Origin of the sequence: Sphingobium sp. PNB (genome assembly GCF_019873065.1) — a bacterium.
GTDB classification, from domain to species: Bacteria; Pseudomonadota; Alphaproteobacteria; order Sphingomonadales; family Sphingomonadaceae; genus Sphingobium; species Sphingobium fuliginis.
In genome coordinates, this window is record NZ_JAINEZ010000019.1 from 51,751 (window position 1) to 69,225 (window position 17,475).

At 64.8% G+C, this 17,475-nt stretch carries 19 protein-coding genes and 1 other RNA gene; 11 read left to right on the forward strand and 9 right to left on the reverse strand.

Going from position 1 to position 17,475, the window contains the following annotated elements; genetic code table 11:
• Positions 1–45 precede the first annotated feature (45 nt).
• The 7 genes from K7W03_RS09060 to K7W03_RS09090 form a co-directional block, all read right to left on the reverse strand.
• Positions 46–369: a YbaB/EbfC family nucleoid-associated protein gene (locus K7W03_RS09060; RefSeq protein ID WP_025549830.1), complete on the reverse strand. Its 324-nt coding sequence runs from the start codon at positions 367–369 to the stop codon at positions 46–48.
• Positions 366–1,976: a DNA polymerase III subunit gamma/tau gene (locus K7W03_RS09065; RefSeq protein ID WP_222886114.1), complete on the reverse strand. Its 1,611-nt coding sequence runs from the start codon at positions 1,974–1,976 to the stop codon at positions 366–368. Before K7W03_RS09065 ends, K7W03_RS09060 begins: the two co-directional genes overlap by 4 nt.
• Positions 1,977–2,090: 114 nt before the next feature.
• Positions 2,091–2,188, reverse strand: an RNA gene (ffs, locus tag K7W03_RS09070) — signal recognition particle sRNA small type.
• An 89-nt stretch (positions 2,189–2,277) separates the two neighbouring features.
• On the reverse strand, positions 2,278–3,195 hold the full coding sequence (gene blaSGM / locus K7W03_RS09075) for an SGM family class A beta-lactamase (protein WP_410483111.1): 918 nt from the start codon (positions 3,193–3,195) through the stop codon (positions 2,278–2,280).
• Positions 3,196–3,209: 14 nt separating this feature from the next.
• Positions 3,210–3,545 carry a 2Fe-2S iron-sulfur cluster-binding protein gene (locus K7W03_RS09080; RefSeq protein ID WP_025549833.1) on the reverse strand — a complete coding sequence of 112 codons (336 nt, stop codon included), beginning with the start codon at positions 3,543–3,545 and terminating at the stop codon, positions 3,210–3,212.
• A gap of 69 nt (positions 3,546–3,614) precedes the next feature.
• The gene (locus tag K7W03_RS09085; RefSeq protein WP_319024303.1) at positions 3,615–4,703 is read right to left on the reverse strand and encodes a cysteine desulfurase family protein; all 1,089 of its coding nucleotides are present in this window, start codon (positions 4,701–4,703) and stop codon (positions 3,615–3,617) included.
• Positions 4,700–5,746 (reverse strand): cysteine desulfurase family protein, encoded by a 1,047-nt coding sequence (locus tag K7W03_RS09090; RefSeq protein ID WP_222886115.1) that lies wholly within the window; start codon positions 5,744–5,746, stop codon positions 4,700–4,702. Before K7W03_RS09090 ends, K7W03_RS09085 begins: the two co-directional genes overlap by 4 nt.
• 147 nt (positions 5,747–5,893) lie before the next feature.
• Between K7W03_RS09090 and K7W03_RS09095 the strand changes: the two genes are divergently transcribed.
• The gene (locus K7W03_RS09095; protein WP_013040443.1) at positions 5,894–6,550 is read left to right on the forward strand and encodes an alpha/beta hydrolase; all 657 of its coding nucleotides are present in this window, start codon (positions 5,894–5,896) and stop codon (positions 6,548–6,550) included.
• A 162-nt stretch (positions 6,551–6,712) separates the two neighbouring features.
• On the forward strand, positions 6,713–7,798 hold the full coding sequence (locus K7W03_RS09100) for an HPP family protein (protein ID WP_222886116.1): 1,086 nt from the start codon (positions 6,713–6,715) through the stop codon (positions 7,796–7,798).
• On the opposite strand, the gene K7W03_RS09105 is transcribed toward K7W03_RS09100, so the two are convergent.
• Positions 7,795–7,989: a hypothetical protein gene (locus K7W03_RS09105; protein ID WP_222886117.1), complete on the reverse strand. Its 195-nt coding sequence runs from the start codon at positions 7,987–7,989 to the stop codon at positions 7,795–7,797. The two genes, K7W03_RS09100 and K7W03_RS09105, sit on opposite strands and share 4 nt — an antisense overlap.
• A 102-nt stretch (positions 7,990–8,091) precedes the next feature.
• On the opposite strand from K7W03_RS09105, the gene rpiB reads away from it, so the two are divergent.
• From rpiB to K7W03_RS09125, 4 genes are all read left to right on the forward strand, one after another.
• Complete coding sequence (gene rpiB, locus K7W03_RS09110; RefSeq protein ID WP_025549838.1) at positions 8,092–8,529, forward strand: ribose 5-phosphate isomerase B; 438 nt, start codon at positions 8,092–8,094, stop codon at positions 8,527–8,529.
• Between the two features lie 12 nt (positions 8,530–8,541).
• Positions 8,542–9,861 carry a serine hydroxymethyltransferase gene (gene glyA, locus K7W03_RS09115; protein WP_044662080.1) on the forward strand — a complete coding sequence of 440 codons (1,320 nt, stop codon included), beginning with the start codon at positions 8,542–8,544 and terminating at the stop codon, positions 9,859–9,861.
• 6 nt (positions 9,862–9,867) lie between these two features.
• Complete coding sequence (nrdR, locus tag K7W03_RS09120) at positions 9,868–10,329, forward strand: transcriptional regulator NrdR (protein ID WP_013040447.1); 462 nt, start codon at positions 9,868–9,870, stop codon at positions 10,327–10,329.
• A gap of 81 nt (positions 10,330–10,410) precedes the next feature.
• The gene (locus K7W03_RS09125) at positions 10,411–11,466 is read left to right on the forward strand and encodes a TrmH family RNA methyltransferase (protein ID WP_222886118.1); all 1,056 of its coding nucleotides are present in this window, start codon (positions 10,411–10,413) and stop codon (positions 11,464–11,466) included.
• A gap of 44 nt (positions 11,467–11,510) precedes the next feature.
• Here K7W03_RS09125 and K7W03_RS09130 read toward each other — a convergent pair whose 3' ends face one another.
• Positions 11,511–11,807, reverse strand: coding sequence for a chorismate mutase (locus tag K7W03_RS09130; protein ID WP_103001346.1), 297 nt, complete (start codon positions 11,805–11,807; stop codon positions 11,511–11,513).
• A 182-nt stretch (positions 11,808–11,989) separates the two neighbouring features.
• On the opposite strand from K7W03_RS09130, the gene rpsD reads away from it, so the two are divergent.
• The 5 genes from rpsD to aguB all read left to right on the forward strand — a co-directional run bounded on the left by rpsD (position 11,990) and on the right by aguB (position 17,395).
• Positions 11,990–12,604, forward strand: a complete 615-nt coding sequence (gene rpsD / locus K7W03_RS09135; protein WP_025549841.1) for a 30S ribosomal protein S4 — start codon at positions 11,990–11,992, stop codon at positions 12,602–12,604.
• A 135-nt stretch (positions 12,605–12,739) separates the two neighbouring features.
• Positions 12,740–14,386: a M28 family metallopeptidase gene (locus K7W03_RS09140; RefSeq protein WP_222886119.1), complete on the forward strand. Its 1,647-nt coding sequence runs from the start codon at positions 12,740–12,742 to the stop codon at positions 14,384–14,386.
• An 812-nt stretch (positions 14,387–15,198) separates the two neighbouring features.
• The gene (locus K7W03_RS09145) at positions 15,199–16,182 is read left to right on the forward strand and encodes an agmatine deiminase family protein (protein ID WP_222886120.1); all 984 of its coding nucleotides are present in this window, start codon (positions 15,199–15,201) and stop codon (positions 16,180–16,182) included.
• Complete coding sequence (locus K7W03_RS09150) at positions 16,183–16,536, forward strand: DUF3147 family protein (protein WP_037484474.1); 354 nt, start codon at positions 16,183–16,185, stop codon at positions 16,534–16,536.
• Between the two features lie 10 nt (positions 16,537–16,546).
• Entirely contained in the window at positions 16,547–17,395 is an 849-nt protein-coding gene (gene aguB / locus K7W03_RS09155; protein ID WP_222886121.1) for an N-carbamoylputrescine amidase, read from the forward strand.
• Positions 17,396–17,475 lie beyond the last annotated feature (80 nt).

Genomic DNA, 17,475 nt, shown 5'->3' on the forward strand with positions numbered 1-17,475 from the left:
GGGATCGCAATGATGAATAAAGGCTGATCCCCGGCACGCTCACGATCAGAAAGGCAGTTTGAAGCCGGGCGGCAGCGGCAGGCCGGCGGTCATCTTGCCCATTTCGGCGCTGGACACTTCATCCGCCTTCTTGCGCGCATCGTTGAACGCGGCGGTGATAAGGTCCTCCAGCATCTGCTTTTCCGACACGGCGAGCAGGCTGTCGTCGATGGCGACGCCCAATATGCGCCCCTTGGCCGAGGCGCGGACCTTGACCAGTCCGCCGCCTGCGCTGCCCTCCACCTCCAGCTTGTCGAGATTTTCCTGGGCGCGTTGCAGTTCCTCCTGCACGCGGCTCGCCATGCCCAATATTTCGTTCAGATCCTTCATCGCTCTGCACTCCATTGTTCGAGCTCGTCGCCAAGCTCGGCATCGGGGAAAGCAGCCAACGCCGCCTTGACCACCGGGGTTTCCATGATTTCCGCACGGGCATCCGCCGCCTTGCGCATTTCCTGTTCCAGCAGGGTCGGCGCAGCAGGACCGTCGACGGCGCTGACGCGCCAGGCCGTGCCGGTCACCTCGCGCAGCGCCGGGTTCAGGCGGGCAAGGAAATCGGACGACAGGGAAGACGTCGGGGCATAGTCCAGCTCCGGCGCGGCATAGCGGACAAGGCCGATGCAATCATGCATTTCCTGCGCAAGTTGCCCCTTGCCGCGCTGCCAGAAGGCTTCGATCAGCTCTTCGAAGCTGGCCGGAAGTTTCGCGGCAGGTGATCCGGAGGGTATGGCGGCGGGCGCCTGCCCCGGAGCGGCGGCGGCGGGCGCGCCTTCGCGCAGCAGGCGGGCGATCTCGCCGGGGTCGGGCATGGTCGCGGCGTGCATCACGCGCAGCAGCGCCATTTCGCAGCTTTCGATCGGCAATGCCGCGCTGGCAACCTCTTCATGGCCCTTCAGCAGCAATTGCCATAGCCGGTGCAGCGGCGCGAAGCCGAGTTGCGAGGCCCAATCCGCCAGAGCCTCGCGCTCCTCCGCCGACTGGCCGGGATTGGCGATGTCGCGGCCCGCCTTCACCAGCGTCACCGCATGGACCAGTTCCAGCAGGCCACGCATCAGCGAGAGCGGCTCCACGCCAAGCGCATATTGATCGCGCACCGCGCCAAGCAGCGCGCCGGTGTCGCCTTCGAGCAGCAGGCCCAGCAGGCGGCGTGTGGCGCCCCTGTCGGAGAGGCCCAGCATGTCGCGAACCTGCACGGCGGTGACGAGCGGGGCGCCTTCGCCCATTTCCGCATGCGCTATGGCCTGGTCCAGGATGGACAGGCCGTCGCGGGCCGAACCCTCGGCCGCCTGGGCGATCAGCGCCAGCGCATCGGGTTCGGCCGCGACCGATTCCGCCTCCACCACATGGGCGAAATGGGCGGCGAGCAGTTCGGCGGGGATGCGGCGCAGGTCGAAGCGCTGGCAGCGCGACAGCACCGTCACCGGCACCTTGTTCACTTCCGTCGTGGCGAAGAGGAATTTCACATGCGCCGGCGGCTCCTCCAGCGTCTTCAGAAGCGCGTTGAAGGCGTTCTTGGACAGCATGTGAACTTCGTCGATGATATAGATCTTGTAGCGGGCCGAAACGGCGGCGTAGCGCACCGCCTCTATGATTTCCCGCACATCGTCGACGCCGGTATGGCTGGCGGCGTCCATTTCGACCACGTCGATATGGCGTCCCTCGGCAATGGCCATGCAGGGTTCGCAGACGCCGCAGGGATCGATGGTGGGACCGCCCTGCCCGTCCGGGCCGATGCAGTTCAGCCCCTTGGCGATGAGGCGCGCGGTGGAGGTTTTTCCCACGCCGCGCACGCCGGTCATCAGGAAGGCATGGGCCAGGCGTCCCCGGCGGATCGCATTGCCCAGCGTCTGGACCATCGCGTCCTGCCCGATCAGTTCCCGGAAATTGCGCGGGCGATATTTGCGCGCGAGCACGCGATAGGGCTGGGGGGAATCGGACATGCGAATCTTCTAGCCGTTCGTACGGGGCTTGGCGACCCGAAGGGCAGCCTTCATCGTTCCAACATCGAAAGAAGAAGTGGACGCCGTCAGGCCCGGTCCGAACGGATGCTGTTTGGAGGTGGGAGCCGGAACGACCCGCAGCGAAATCACTGTGGCTGCTTCCGTCAGGACCTGACCAGGTTCGCGACGACTACGTCCGCCCGACTCCCGGCGCGGCATATGGCGAAAGGTGGCGGTTATGGCAAGGGGCCAAGGAGAGGGATCGCCAGAAGAGCGCCGTATTCCCAGCAAGGTCGCGGCTTTATTCCAGCCCCGTCTTCTGCGCCTTCCCGACGAAATCCAGCGCCGCGCGGGCGGTTTCGGCTATGGCGGCTTCGGCGGCCCTGGCGTCGATGGTCGGGCGGTCGAGATAGATGGCGAGGATATATTCCTCGCCCGACGGGGCCTTTACCAGCGCCACGTCATTATAGGCGGTGCCGCAGCTTCCGGTCTTGCTGCCCGATGTCCAGCCCTTGGGCAGGCCCGCCTTGATCCGGTTGGCGCCGGTTGTGCTGGCATTGAGCCAGCCGCGCAGCTTTTCGGCGCTTTCCGGCGCGAGGTCGCGGAAGATCAGGCGGCCCATCAGGCCGGCCATGGCGGCGGGGCTGGTGGTGTCGCGCTCGTCGCCCTCGACATTTTCGTTGAGCGAGGGCTCATTGCGGTCGAGCCGCGTCACCATGTCGCCATGGGCGCGGATGAAGCGGGTCAGGCCCTCCGGCCCGCCGACCATCGGCAGCAGCAGGTTGGCGGCGCTGTTGTCGCTGACCTCCACGGCTGCCGCCGCCAGTTCCTCCATCGACATGCGGCCGCGCTTCACATTCTTCCTGACGACCGGAGCATAGTCCAGGAGATCGGACCTGGTGAAGCTGATCTGCCCTTCCAACCCGAACTTGCCGCCTTCCGCACCGGTCAGCACGGCGGCGGCGAGCGGGGCCTTGAAGGTCGAACACATGGCGAAGCGCTCGTCCCGGTTGAAGCCCAGCATCAAAGCGCCCTTGCTGTCGACCAGCGCGACGCCCAGCCGGCCGCCAGTCGCGCTCTCTATCTCCTTGGGATTGCGCACGGATGCCAAAGCGGATTCGCTCACCATGTAGCGGGGCGCTGGCGGCAGGAGCGAAGGTCGCGGCGCCTCCTGCTGCGCGAAAGCCGGCGCGGCGAGCAGCAGGGCCGCAAGGATCAGGCGCTTCGACAAGCCTACATCCCCTGCATATTATAGGATTCGCCCGGAATGCGGACCGTCAGGCTGTCCAGCTTTTCGTCCAGCACGATCTGGCAGGACAGGCGGCTGGTTCGGGTCGCGGCGGCGGCAAGGTCCAGCATGTCCTCCTCATCCTCGCTCGCCCGCTTCAGCTTCGGGAAGTCGGCGGCATCGACGATGACATGGCAGGTGGAGCAGGCCATCTGCCCCTCGCAGGTTCCCTCGAGCGGCTGGCCCGCTGCCTGCGCGACCTCCAGCAACACGGCGCCTGTCGGCGCTTCGACCTCCTGCTTATGCTCTCCATCGGCGCTGATGAAGACGACCCTGGTCATGATATGCGTTCCCCGCTCTCTGTTGCCGCATGATGCGAAAAACGGTTTTCCGCTCTTTCGCACGACGCTTCATGGCGCCCATATTTGGGCTGCCCTGTTCATTGCCTCCGCCGCATCCCCCAATTCGGCCAGTGTCGTGTACCGGCCGAAGCCGATCCGCACCGATCCGCGCGCCTCCGCGTCTGAAAGGCCGAGTGCGCGCAGCACATGGCTAGGCCGCCCGGACCCACTTGCGCAAGCGCTGCCGAGCGAAAAAGCGACATCGCGGCATTCCGACAACAACCGCGCGCCGTCGACTCCTGCCCTTCGGAGGTTCAGATTGCCATGATAGCGCAAATCCTCGCTGCCGTTGACCGTCCATTGGGAGAAGAGGCCACGGGCGGCGCTCCAGAGCGCTTCCACATGCAGGCGGTCGCTTTCCGCGCGTTCGCGCATCAGCCGGGCGGCGGCCCCGAAACCCGCGCACAGGGCCGGCGAAAGGGTGCCCGAACGCAGGCCGCCCTCCTGGCCGCCGCCGTGGATGATCGGCGTGAGAGTCACGTCCTCGCGCAGCCAGAGCGCCCCGATGCCTTTCGGCCCATGGATCTTGTGGGCGCTGATCGCGATCATGTCGCAGCGGGGCGCGATGGGCACGCGGCCATAGCCCTGCACGGCGTCGCAGAGGAACAGCGCGCCTGCCCTATGCGCAAGGTCGGCCAGCTCCGCAACAGGCTGGATGACGCCGATCTCGTTATTGACCAGCATGGCCGCGACGAGCGCCGTGCCGGGACGGATCGCCCAGGCGGCTTCTTCAAGGTCGACGATCCCGTCGGGACCGACCGGCAGGATCGTGACGTCCCGGCCCGCCCGGCGCAGCGCATCGACCGTGTCGAGGACGGCGGCATGTTCGGTGGCGATGGTGACGATGCCGCCCGACGGAGCGCCCTGGATCGCCATGTTGAGCGCCTCGGTCGCGCCGGAGGTGAAGATCAGGCGGCCGCCATCGGGCAGCAGCTTCAGGATTTCCGCGCGGGCAAGATCGACCTGCGCGGTGGCGGCGCGGCCCAGCCTGTGGGCGCTGTGCGGATTGGCGAACTGGTCGCGGAGCAGGGGGACCATCGCATCGAAGGCTTCGGGCGCAAGAGGCGTCGTCGCCTGATAATCGAGATAGATCGTCACCGGGCCCGCCCCGCCATCCGGTTCCAGGCCGCGGCGAAGCGATCCAGATCCTTCTCGCTCGTATCCGGGCCGAAGCTGACCCGGACGACTTCGCCCGCCCGCGCATCGTCCCAGCCCATGGCATGGAGGACATGGCTGGTCTTGAGCGAACCCGAAGAACAGGCGCTGCCGGCCGAAACGGAAATGCCGGCGAGGTCGAACTGGATAAGCTGGGCGCGGGCGGAAAGGCCGGGCATGCGATAGCTGGCGATGGTCGGGATGCGCGGGGCATTGCGGGCGACGATCTCTCCGCCGGCCGCTTCGATGGCGGCGTCGAGCCGCGCGCGAAGGATCGCGGCTTTGGAAAGCCAGTCCGTGCGCGCGTCGAGCGCCGCCGCCATGGCGAGGATGGCGGGCAGGTTTTCGGTGCCGGGGCGATAGCCCTGCTCCTGACCGCCGCTCGGGCGGATCAGCGCAAGATCCTTGATCAGAAGCGCGCCCGTGCCCGGAGGACCGCCGAATTTATGCGCGCTGATCGCGATCATGTCGGCATCCGGGAGGGGGAGTTTGCCTGCACTCTGGGCGCAGTCCGCGAAAAGGACGGCGCCCTTGCGGTCTATCGCATCGAGAGGCTGGATGACCCCGGTTTCGTTGTTGACATGCTGGATGGCAAGGATGGTCTCATGCCCCTCATCCTCGCAACGGCGGGAAGGACCAGGGAGAAGGCCATTTGCGTCCACCTGAAGCCGCTCGGCCTGGGGCGTGACGCGCAGGACCGAATCATGTTCGACGGGAGAGGTCAGGATGCGGTCAAAGCTGGCGCGGCCCAGTGCGATGGCGATGGCTTCGCTCGCGCCGGAGGTGAAGATGATCTGCCCGCCCCATCCCAGCGCCGCGCCGATGCGCCGCCGGGCATCCTCCAGCAGGGCGCGGGCGGCGCGGCCGTCGCCATGGGGGCTGGACGGGTTGGACCAGTTCTCCATCGCCTCGACCATCGCTGCCCTTGCCTGGGGCAGGATCGGCGTGGTGGCGGCGTGATCCAGATAGAGACGGTCGGAAGCCACGGATTTGGGAAGACTCATTGATTGCGGAAATGGTGGCGACTTCTATATAGGCGGTCTGTCGCGTAGCGCCAGCACTGGCTGCTGCGCCCTCTCCATTCGCGGCTCGCCCGGTTTCGGGTTGGGCCGCCCAGAACCATAACAGGTGCCATGCCCGACGTTATTTTCCCCGGACCCGAAGGTCGCCTCGAAGGCCGCTTCAGCCCGCCGCCCCGCCCCCGCGCGCCCGTCGCGATGATCCTGCATCCGCACCCGCAGGGCGGCGGCACCATGAACGACCGCATCACCCAGGCGCTCTACAAGACCTTCGTGCGGCGCGGCTTCGCCACCTTGCGCTTCAACTTCCGGGGCGTCGGGCGCAGCCAGGGCACGTTCGACAACGGCATTGGCGAACTGTCGGATGCCGCCGCCGCGCTCGACTGGGTGCAGAGCTTCCATCCGGAGGCGCAGACGACCTGGATCGCCGGCTTCTCCTTCGGTGCTTGGATCGGCATGCAGCTTTTGATGCGCCGTCCGGAAATCCGGGGCTTCATCTCGGTAGCGCCGCCGGCGAACATGTATGACTTCTCCTTCCTGGCGCCCTGCCCCTCCTCCGGCATCATCGTGCAGGGGACGGCGGACGAGGTCGTGACGGCAAGCGCCGTGCAGAAGCTGGTGGACAAGCTGCGCACGCAGAAGGGCATCACCATCCACCATGACGAAATCCGTGGCGCGAACCATTTTTTCGAGCATGAACTGGACCAGCTCATGAAGTCGGTCGACAATTATCTCGACATGCGCCTGTCGCCGGATTCTCCGATCCGATAAGGCGATTGCCGCTGTTCGAGGTGGAGGGGCTGCTGCGGCGGCCCCTTTTCTTTTTGGCCCATCGTACATGGTCCTCCCGCAAGGGAATGGAAGCTGCGGTTGAGGCGGCTGAGGAATTTTGCGCTTGGCCCGTCGGCATGCGGGCTTTAGCGGCAGCGCCCCATGACCGATCCGAAGAACGACGTCCGCCTGATCTGGAGCCGCTATTACAGCGCCTTCGTCCCCGCTCCCGCCGGTCCCGGCTTCCTGGACCGGCTGAAGGCGGCGAGCGGCGCCATTGGCGGCATCGCCGTTACCGGGCTGCTCTGCGGACTGATGCTGGGAAACGGGATCGCCCATCCACTGCTGGTCGCACCCATGGGCGCATCGGCAGTGCTGCTTTTTGCCGTGCCCGCCAGTCCACTGGCCCAGCCCTGGCCGGTATTGGGCGGCAATATCATATCGGCACTGGTCGGAGTCATGGTGGTCCGGCTGATCCCCGATCCCGCCATCGCCGCCGCGCTGGCGGTAGGCTGCGCGATCGGCGCCATGTCGCTGCTGCGCTGCCTCCACCCGCCCGGAGGCGCCGTCGCCCTCTCCGCCGTACTGGGCGCGACGCATGGCGCGCCGAGCTATATGTTCGCGATCGTGCCTGTCGGCGTGAACACGGCGCTGCTCGTGACCGTCGCAATCCTCTTCCACCGGCTGGCCGGGCACAGCTATCCCCATGTCGCGGCCAAGGCGGCGACCACCCATGGCACCAGCGACCCCCCGCCGATCCTGCGCACGCCGTCCGAACAGGACGTGGAGGAAGCGCTGAACGCCTATGGCGACAGGCTGGACGTGAATGCGGCCGACTTGCAGGCGGTGCTGCACGATGCGGAAATGCGGGCGGCCGAGCGGACGCATGGCAGGCTGGCGTGCGGCGAGATCATGTCGCGCGATGTCGTCACCGTGCGGGCGGGCCAGCCGGTGGCCGCGGCGCGGCAATTACTGCACGATCGGCGGCTGCTGTCGCTTCCCGTGCTGGACGATGCCGGCCGGGTTCAAGGCGTGGTGGGCCCGCTGGATCTGGCGAGAGAGGGCGGGCGGGTGCAGGACATTGCGTCCGAGCCCTATATCGTGCATGCGGACACGCCCGTGGCGGCTCTGCTGCGGCCATTGACCAGCGGTGTCCGGCGGGAGGCGATCGTGGTCGATGACGATCGGCGGCTATGCGGACTAGTTACACAGACCGACCTGCTGACGGCGGTGGCCTTTCGCGCCTAGCGGGCGTTTTCCAGCACCGGCAGGTCCGGCCCGGGAATCGCGGAGATGGCGACATTGCCGAACATCACCAGTCCGGCGAGGATCATCAGCATGCCCCGTTTGCGGTTGCCCTTCTTCACGATGGCGTAGGCGCCGCCGCCGGTCAGCGCCATGCCTGCGAGCATCAATATGGATAAAATCGTGCCAGCCATGAAGCAGGCCATAGGTCGGCCGGTGGACTGTGGCAATATCGCGGCGCTGCCCCTATGAGGCGCGGGAACGAATCACCTTTTGCGTGAGTGGACAACCTTATCGTGAAAATCGCCATCGCTTCCGACCATGCCGCCGTCGATCTGAAGGCGGAACTTGCCGACTGGCTGCGCGGCGAAGGGCATGAGGTCGACGATCTGGGTCCAGCGACTGCCGACCGCGTGGATTATCCCGATTTCGGTTACAAGCTGGCGAAGGCGGTGGCGTCCGGCGCCGCCGAACGTGGCATTGCGCTCTGCGGATCGGGCATCGGCATTTCCATCGCCGTGAACCGCAACCCCGCCTGCCGCTGCGCTCTGGTGTCGGAGCCGTTGTCGGCCGCGCTCAGCCGCGAGCATAATGATGCCAATGTCCTCGCCATGGGCGCGCGCCTGACCGGCGTCGACATGGCCAAGGCCTGCGTCTCCGCCTTCCTTTCCACCGATTTCGGCGGTGGCCGCCATGCCGGCCGCGTTGAAAAGCTCTCCCATCCCGCGCTTTAAGGAGCCTGCCCTATGAGCACCGCTACCCTCACCCAGCCCGACCTGTCGGACATCCGCTCCGAAGGCTATTTCACGCGCAGCCTCGCCGATGCCGATCCGGCGGTGTTCGCGGGCGTCACCAGGGAATTGAAGCGCGAGCAGAACCAGATCGAGCTGATCGCTTCGGAAAATATCGTATCCAAGGCGGTGCTGGAGGCGCAGGGTTCGGTCTTCACCAACAAATATGCCGAAGGCTATCCCGGCAAGCGCTATTATCAGGGCTGCGCCCCGTCGGACGAGGTCGAGCAGCTGGCCATCGACCGCGCGAAGGAAATCTTCAACTGCGGCTTCGTCAATGTGCAGCCCCATTCGGGCGCGCAGGCGAACGGCGCGGTGATGCTGGCGCTGACCAAGCCGGGCGACACCATCATGGGCCTGTCGCTCGATGCAGGCGGTCACCTGACCCATGGCGCGAAGCCCGCGCTGTCGGGCAAATGGTATAATGCCGTGCAATATGGCGTGCGCGAGGATACGCACCTCATCGATTATGACGCGCTGGAGGCGCAGGCGATCGAAGCAAAGCCCACGCTGATCATCGCGGGCGGTTCGGCCTATCCCCGCCACCTCGACTTCGCCCGCTTCCGCGCGATCGCGGACAAGGTCGGCGCGCTGCTGATGGTGGACATGGCGCATTTTGCCGGGCTGGTGGCTGGCGGGGCGCATCCGACGCCCTTTGGCCATGCCCATGTCGTGACCACCACCACGCACAAGACCCTGCGCGGTCCGCGTGGCGGCATGATCCTGACCGATGACGAGGCCATTGCGAAGAAGATCAATTCGGCGGTGTTCCCCGGCCTTCAGGGCGGGCCGCTGATGCATGTGATCGCGGCGAAGGCGGTTGCCTTCGGCGAGGCGCTGCGTCCTGAATTCAGGACTTATGCGCAGGCGATCGTCACCAATGCAAAGGCGCTGGCTTCGAAGCTGGAGCAGCGCGGCCTTGCGGTGGTTTCCGGCGGCACCGACACGCATCTCGCCCTGATCGACCTGCGCCCCTACGGCATTTCGGGCAAGGATGCGGACGAGGCGCTGGAACGCAGCTTCATCACCTGCAACAAGAATGGCGTGCCGGGCGATCCGCTGCCGCCGACCAAGACCAGCGGTATTCGGGTTGGTTCCCCTGCGGGAACGACGCGCGGGTTCGGCGTTGCGGAGTTCGAGGCTATTGGCGACATGATCGCGGATGTTCTGGAGGGGCTGCGCGATCATGGCGAGCATGGCGACGCAGCCGTGGAAGCCAATGTGCGCGACCGCGTCTCCGCCCTCTGCGCCCGTTTCCCGATCTACGAAGGGTAAGCGCCCTTGCGTTGCCCCTTCTGCGCCCATGACGACAGCCAGGTGAAGGACAGCCGCCCGACGGAGGATGGCGCCGCCATCCGCCGCCGGCGTCAGTGCGAAGCCTGCGGCGCGCGCTTCACCACCTTCGAACGGATACAGCTCCGCGACATCTGGGTGGTGAAGAGCGAGGGGCGCAAGGAAGCCTTCGACCGGGACAAGCTGGCGCGCTCCATCGGCATCGCCTGCCGGAAGCGGCCGATCGATCCCAGTCGGCTGGAGAAGCTGATCTCCGGCATCCAGCGGCAGTTGGAGACGTCAGGCGACGGCGAAGTTCCAGCGCGGGCGATTGGGGAAATGGTGATGGAAGGGCTGAAACGCCTCGACAGCGTTGCCTATATCCGCTTCGCCAGCGTGTACAAGGACTTCACCGATGCTCGGGATTTCGAGGATTTCGCCTCCACGGTGAAGGAGGTCGGGAGTGATTGAGGGCTCTCATGCCTCCCTCAACCTCCGTTCGTCCTGAGTAGACATTGAGCCTGTCGAAATGGCGTATCGAGGGACCATGCCGTGACATTCCACGCCTATATGCTGCGCTGTTCGGACGGCAGCTATTATCTGGGGCACACGGATAATCTGGAAAGCCGCATCGCTCAGCATCAAGCTGGCGAAATTGCAGGATATACGCAAAACCGGCGGCCAGTGTCTCTGGTCTGGCAACAGGATTTCGGAACTCGCGAAGAAGCACTGTCCGCTGAGCAGCGGGTCAAAGGCTGGTCGCGGAAGAAAAAGGAAGCGCTGATCGCTGGCGACTGGGACATGATCAGTCTGCTCGCGCGCAAGTCCTTCGATACGGGGCTTCGACAAGCTCAGCCCCTACTCAGGACGAACGGTAACATGGAAAAAATTACGCCCCTCACCCCCATCATCGTGCTCGTCCGCCCGCAACTTGGCGAGAATATCGGTAAGGCAGCGCGGGCCATGCTGAATTTCGGCCTGACCCAGATGCGGCTGGTGTCGCCCCGCGACGGCTGGCCCAATCCAGATGCCGGGCCGTCTGCGGCGGGCGCCGATGTGGTGTTGGACAAGGCGGAAGTGTTCGAATCGCTGGCCGACGCCGTGGCCGATTGCGCGCATGTCTATGCGACGACCGTGCGCAAGCGCGGCGTGACCAAGCCGGTGGTGACGCCCGAAGAGGCGGCGCGGGAGGTCCACGCCGTTGCCGGGCGCTCCGCCTATGTGTTCGGGCCGGAGCGGTCGGGACTGGAGACAGAGGATGTGGCGCTGGCGCGGAAAATCCTGACGGTGCCGATCAATCCGGAATTCGGATCGCTCAATCTGGCGCAGGCGGTGATCCTGTGCGCCTATGAATGGTCGAAGCAGGCCTCCCTGGAGCAGCCGACGGTGGTCGATCTGGGCGAACCGGCGCCGCAGTCGGAACTGGAAGGAATGATCGCGCAGTTCGAGAATCTGCTGGAAGGCGCAGGCTATTTCTTCCCGCCGGACCGTGCGCCCGCAACCAGGCGGACCTTGCGGAACCTGCTGACCAAGCCGGGTTGGAACCATCTGGAGGTGCGGACTTTGCGCGGAGTGTTGTCCGCATTGGGCAATCCACGGTCGCGCTGAAGGCTGGGCGCAGCCCGTTCCTGCCAAGGCAGGCGCAGTTCACATCAAGCGTTAAGTCGATCGAACTCTGTCATCTCATACGCGATCGAGGCTTCGACCAACTGGTCCCAGAGCTTCGCGATCGCCTCCCCGGGCAGGCCCAGCCGTTCCGCTTCGGCGCGTGCATTTGCAATGACTTCCGCCTTGCGCGTTTCGTCACGGACCGCGCCACGCTCCGGCTTGATGCGGGCGGCGGCGCGCATATGGGCGAAACGCTGGGCGAGAAGGGCGACAAGCTGGCGGTCGAGTTCGTCCACGCCTGCGCGGACTTCGGCCATGGTCGTGTAGCTTTCGGGGTTCATGGCCCGCTCACCTAAGCCGGGAACACCGGCCTGTCGAGGGTTGACATGCCCCGCGCCCTTCGTCATAGGCGCCGCTTCGCGATTGGCTCCGCATCCCGGTGAAGCGGTGGCCCTGCCCCTGAAATATGGATCGCAGGCGATACCGGGGACAACGTTATAAGCAATTGTCTTAGGAATATATCATGTCGAAGCGTTCAAGCGCCAAGTACAAACTCGACCGCCGCATGGGCGAGAACATCTGGGGCCGCCCGAAGAGCCCGGTCAACAAGCGTGAATATGGCCCCGGCCAGCATGGCCAGCGCCGCAAGGGCAAGATGTCCGACTATGGCATTCAGCTCCGCGCCAAGCAGAAGCTGAAGGGCTATTATGGCGACGTCACCGAAAAGCAGTTCAAGAAGGCCTATATCGAAGCCGCCCGTCTGAAGGGCGACACCGGCCAGAACCTGATCGGCCTGCTGGAGCGCCGCCTTGACGCCGTCGTCTATCGCGCCAAGTTCGCTCCGACCATCTGGTCGGCCCGTCAGCTCGTGTCGCATGGCCACATCTATGTGAACGGCGTGAAGTGCAACATCGCGTCGCGTCTGGTGAAGCCGGGCGATGAGATCACGCTGGGCAAGAAGGCGCAGGAAATGGCGCTCGTCCTGGAGGCTCAGGGCCTGCCCGAGCGCGACATTCCCGACTATGTCGTCGCGGACGGCGCTGCCAAGGTCACCTATGTCCGCGTGCCGACGCTGGACGAAGTGCCCTATCCGGTGAAGATGGAACCCAATCTGGTCGTCGAATTCTATTCGCGCTGATCCGGTTTCGCTTCCGGCGAGACATTCAGGAAGGCGGTCCTTCGGGGCCGCCTTTTTTGTTTGTCCGCTCGGCTTGTTTGACGCCCGGCCAACTGGCATCAACGGAGCATTCGCAGTCTTTTCAAAGGCCTTGCCATGCGCGTGCTTTTCCTGACCTCTCTCATCGCCCTTGCCAGCGGGGGCGCGGCGATTGCCGCTTCGACCGGCGGCGGTCCTTCGATCGATACGATGAAGGAGGTCGTGAAGGAGATTTCCTCGGACGCCTATGAAGGACGCGCGCCCGGGACGGCGGGGGAGGAGAAGACCCTTGCCTATCTGGTGCAGCGTTTCGAGGCGCTGGGGCTGAAGCCCGGCAACAAGGGAAGCTGGTTCCAGGACGTGCCGCTGGTCGAGATCGACGCGAAGAATGTGTCGCCGCTCCGCTTCACCGGCGGCAAGACGGCGGTTTCGGCCAGTTACGGCCCTGAGATGGTGATCGCCACCTACCGCACCGGCCAGCCGCATATCGAGGTGAAGGACAGTCCGGTCGTCTTTGTCGGCTATGGCATCCACGCGCCGGAGAAAAAGTGGAACGACTATGCCGGCGTCGATGTGAAGGGCAAGACGGTCCTCATCCTGGTGAACGATCCGGATTACCAGACGCCCACGCTCCGCGGCCCGTTCAATGGGCGGGCAATGACCTATTATGGCCGCTGGACCTACAAGTTCGAGGAAGCGGCGCGGCAGGGCGCGGCGGCGGCGATCATCGTGCACGACACGGTGCCGGCCGCCTATGGCTGGAACGTCGTGCAGTCGAGCTGGACCGGCGCGCAACATGTCGCGGACAGCGCCAATGGCAATGCGGACCAGTCGGCGGCCATCGGCTGGATGCAGAAGGACAAGGCCGCGGCGCTGGTGGCAAGTGCGGGCCTCAATCTCGACGCGCTGACGGCGGCGGCGAAGAAGCGCGGGTTCAAGGCGGTCCCGCTGAAGGGCGTGAAGGCCAGCGTCTCCTTCGACAACGCCATTCGCAAGCATAGTTCGAAAAATGTCGTCGCCCTCCTTCCCGGCAGGACGCGGCCTGACGAATATGTGCTCTATGCCGCGCATTGGGACCATCTGGGCCATTGCGAGGCGGCCCCAGACGGCGACGACATCTGCAACGGCGCGATCGACAATGCCACGGGAACGGCGGCGCTGGTCGCGCTGGCGGAGGCGAATGTGAAAGCTGGGGCGACGGATCGCAGCCAGGTCTTTCTCGCGGTGACGGCGGAGGAGTCGGGCCTGCTGGGATCGGCCTATTATGGCAACCATCCCGTCTTTCCGCTCAGCCGGACCGTGGGCGGCGTCAACATGGACGCACTCAGCATGGCGGGCCCTGCGAAGAATGTCGTGGTGATCGGCAAGGGCAAGTCGCAGCTTGACGCCTATCTCGACCGCGCGCTGGCGGCGCAGAAGCGGGTCGCCAGCCTGGAGCCGACCCCGGAGAAAGGCTTTTACTACCGCTCAGACCATTTCAGCTTCGCCAAGCATGGCGTGCCGATGCTCTATTTCGAAGGGGGGCAGGATCTGGTGAAGGGCGGGCCCGCCGCGGGCGCAAAGGCGGCCAAGGACTATGAAGAGCATCGCTATCACGGCCCCAAGGATGAATATGATCCCAAATGGGACTGGAGTGGAGTGAAGGCGGACCTGAAGCTCTATTATGATGTAGGGCGGGCGCTGGCGAACACGACCGACTGGCCCAATTGGATGCCGGGCGACGAGTTCCGGGCGATCCGCGACAGGAGCCGGGCGACGAAATGACGGATTTCCGCCATTTCGGGCAAAATCCTGCGCCGAAGTTCACACCATATGCGCGCGCGCCTGCGCGCGCGTAGGCGTCGCGAAGCGATTGGCAGGACGTTTCAAAGAGCGGTGCGGAGATAGGCCGGGCGGCGCGGAATAGGACAGACCTGAATTGCCTTCATCAAGAAATAGGATGCTTTTGGAAGCACTTGTTGCCGATTGGACACGCACTGCGTGAGGTGTCCCGTTTGATCGTCTTGGGGTGGAGGCGACCAAACTCGCCGCTCAAACGGCTTGCCCTATAGCTCAAAAGCCAACACAGTTTACCGATGATAAAAGTTTCGAGCCTGATAGACCGGTTCCCAACGGTGTCGTTGATGTGCGGTCTTCTACTATTCGCCGGGGGCGGCGTCACCGCTTACTATTCCATCTTGGCAGTAGGGGTGAGCGATGGTCCCGGCCTGATCACTGCACGCTTGATGCTCGCGGGCTGCATGATTTTTCTAGCGGGTGTATTATTTCCAGTTTGGCGCTCGACTTTGACTTTGATCCACCGCCTATAGTGCTTCGGTTGAAATTGGCCAATTCAAGACATTCCCCTCCCGTAAACGGGAGGGGTTAGGGGTGGGCGCGAGCGTAGCGAGCTTCCAGCTTAGCCGTTGCAAATTCCCGCTGATGTCGCGCTAGCCCACCCCCTAGCCCCCTCCCGCTTGCGGGAGGGGGAATGTCCGCAATCCAGCCAAATCGATCAACCGTCATAATGCCTCTGGAATGCGCAACCCGATCCTGTAGAGGGCGCTGAGGACACCCCTCGATCAGGAGCCAAGCCCATGACTTTCCGTATGCCCGCCGAATGGGCGCCGCACGAGTGGACATGGATCGGCTTTCCGACCGCTGCCGAGGAGTGGCCCGGCGCGTTCGAAGATGCGCGGCGGCAGATCGCGCAGTTCGCGAGCGCGCTGCATGCCGGCGGCAAGGGCGAGGAGGTGCGGCTGGTCTGCGCCAGCGAGGGCGATGCGGACGTCGCCCGGGCGCTGGTGGCGCCGGGAGTCACCATCCTCGTGCAGAAGCTGGGCGATGTCTGGCTGCGCGATACGGCGCCGATCGCGGTGATGCGGGGCAGGGAAAGGGCGCTGGTGGATTTCGGCTTCAACGGCTGGGGCGGCAAATATCGGATGCCGGGCGACGAGGACATAGGCGCGCGGCTGGCGGCGACGACGGGACTGCCGACATCGACCCAGAACTGGGTGTTCGAAGGGGGAGCGGTCGACACCGACGGCACCGGCCTGTTCGTGACGACGGAACAATGCCTGCTCAATCCCAATCGCAACCCCGAACTGGACCGGGGGAAGATCGAAACATTGCTGGCGGGATCGCTGGGGCTTTCCGGCATGTTGTGGCTGGGCGATGGCCTGCTCAACGATCATACGGACGGGCATGTCGACAATCTGGCCCGCTTCGTGGCGCCGGGCGTTCTGGCGCTGCCGGAGGCGAGCACGGACGATGATCCCAATGCGGCCGTCTATGCCGACGCGCGGGAGCGGGCCAGGGCGTTCGGGGTCGAGGTCGCGTCCGTCCCCTCCCCCGGCCGCGTGGTCGTGGATGGAGAGGTCATTCCGGCGAGCTACATGAATTTCGCCATCGGGAATGCCGCCGTCATCGTGCCCGTCTATGGCCAGCCCAATGACCAGGCGGCTCTGGATGCGCTCAAGCCCTTCTTCCCCGGCCGGGAGATCGTCGGGCTGCGCAGCGACGCGATCCTGTCTGGCGGCGGCAGCTTCCATTGTTGCAGCCAGCAGATGCCGTCCGCCTGAATGAGCGCGATGCTGGCGTTGCGGGCGCTGATCTCCGGGATCATCATCGCCATCGTGTCGGTGGTGTCGCGGCGGTATCCGGGGCTGGGCGCGCTGATCGCGTCATTGCCGCTGATTTCGGTGCTGGGAATGATCTGGCTGTGGAACGACAGGCCGGATGCGGAGAACATGGCGCGCCATGCGGAGGCGACATTCTATTATGTCATCCCCTCACTGCCCATGTTCCTGCTGATCCCCATATTGTTGCGCCGCGGGGTTTCCTTCGCGCCGGCGCTGATCGCGGGTTGCGCGGTCACGATCCTGCTCTATCTCCTCACCGTCGCCATTGCCGCCCGCATGGGCATTCGTCTTTAGGGTGTTATCGATGACCAAAGTTACCGTCGCCGCGCTCCAGCTCGCCTTTTCCGACGATCGGGCGGACAATATCGAAATGGTCGCCGGCCATGTGGTGAAGGCGGCGGCGCGCGGCGCGAAGATCGTCCTGCCGCCCGAGCTGTTCGAGGGCCCCTATTTCTGCAAGGTCGAGGAGGAGGAACTCTTCGCCAACGCCCTGCCCCTGGACGAGCATCCCGCCGTGCAGGAAATGCGCAAGGTGGCGAAGGCCGAGGGCGTCTATATCCCGACCAGCTTCTTCGAGCGCGACGGCCATCATCATTACAACTCGCTCGCCATGATCGACGATGAGGGCGAGATCATGGGCGTCTATCGCAAGAGCCACATTCCCGATGGGCCGGGATATGAGGAGAAATATTATTTCCGCCCCGGCAATAGCGGGTTCAAGGTGTGGAAGACGAAATATGGCACCATCGGCGTCGGCATATGCTGGGACCAATGGTATCCGGAAACGGCGCGGGTGATGGCGCTGATGGGCGCGGAGATGCTCTTCTATCCGACCGCCATCGGGTCCGAGCCCTATGACGCGGACCTCGACACCAGCCGCATGTGGCGCCGGGCGATGATCGGCCATGCCGTCAGCAACTGCATGCCCGTGATCGCCGCCAACCGCATCGGCGAGGAGGACGGCCAGAAATTCTACGGCCACAGCTTCATCACCGATGAGTGGGGCGATTTCGCCGCTGATGCCGACGGCAAGGACAATGGCGCGCTGGTGGCGACGCTGGATTTGGATCAGGCGAGGATGCACCGGGCGGGCATGGGCTTCTTCCGCGACCGGCGGCCGGAGCTTTATGCACGGATCGCGCAGGACATCTAGAGCAGATTCCGATCCGATTGCATCGGCTCGACTGCTCTAAGTTTTTGTTTTGTCGCGTTTTCCGAGTCAGCAGATGATTC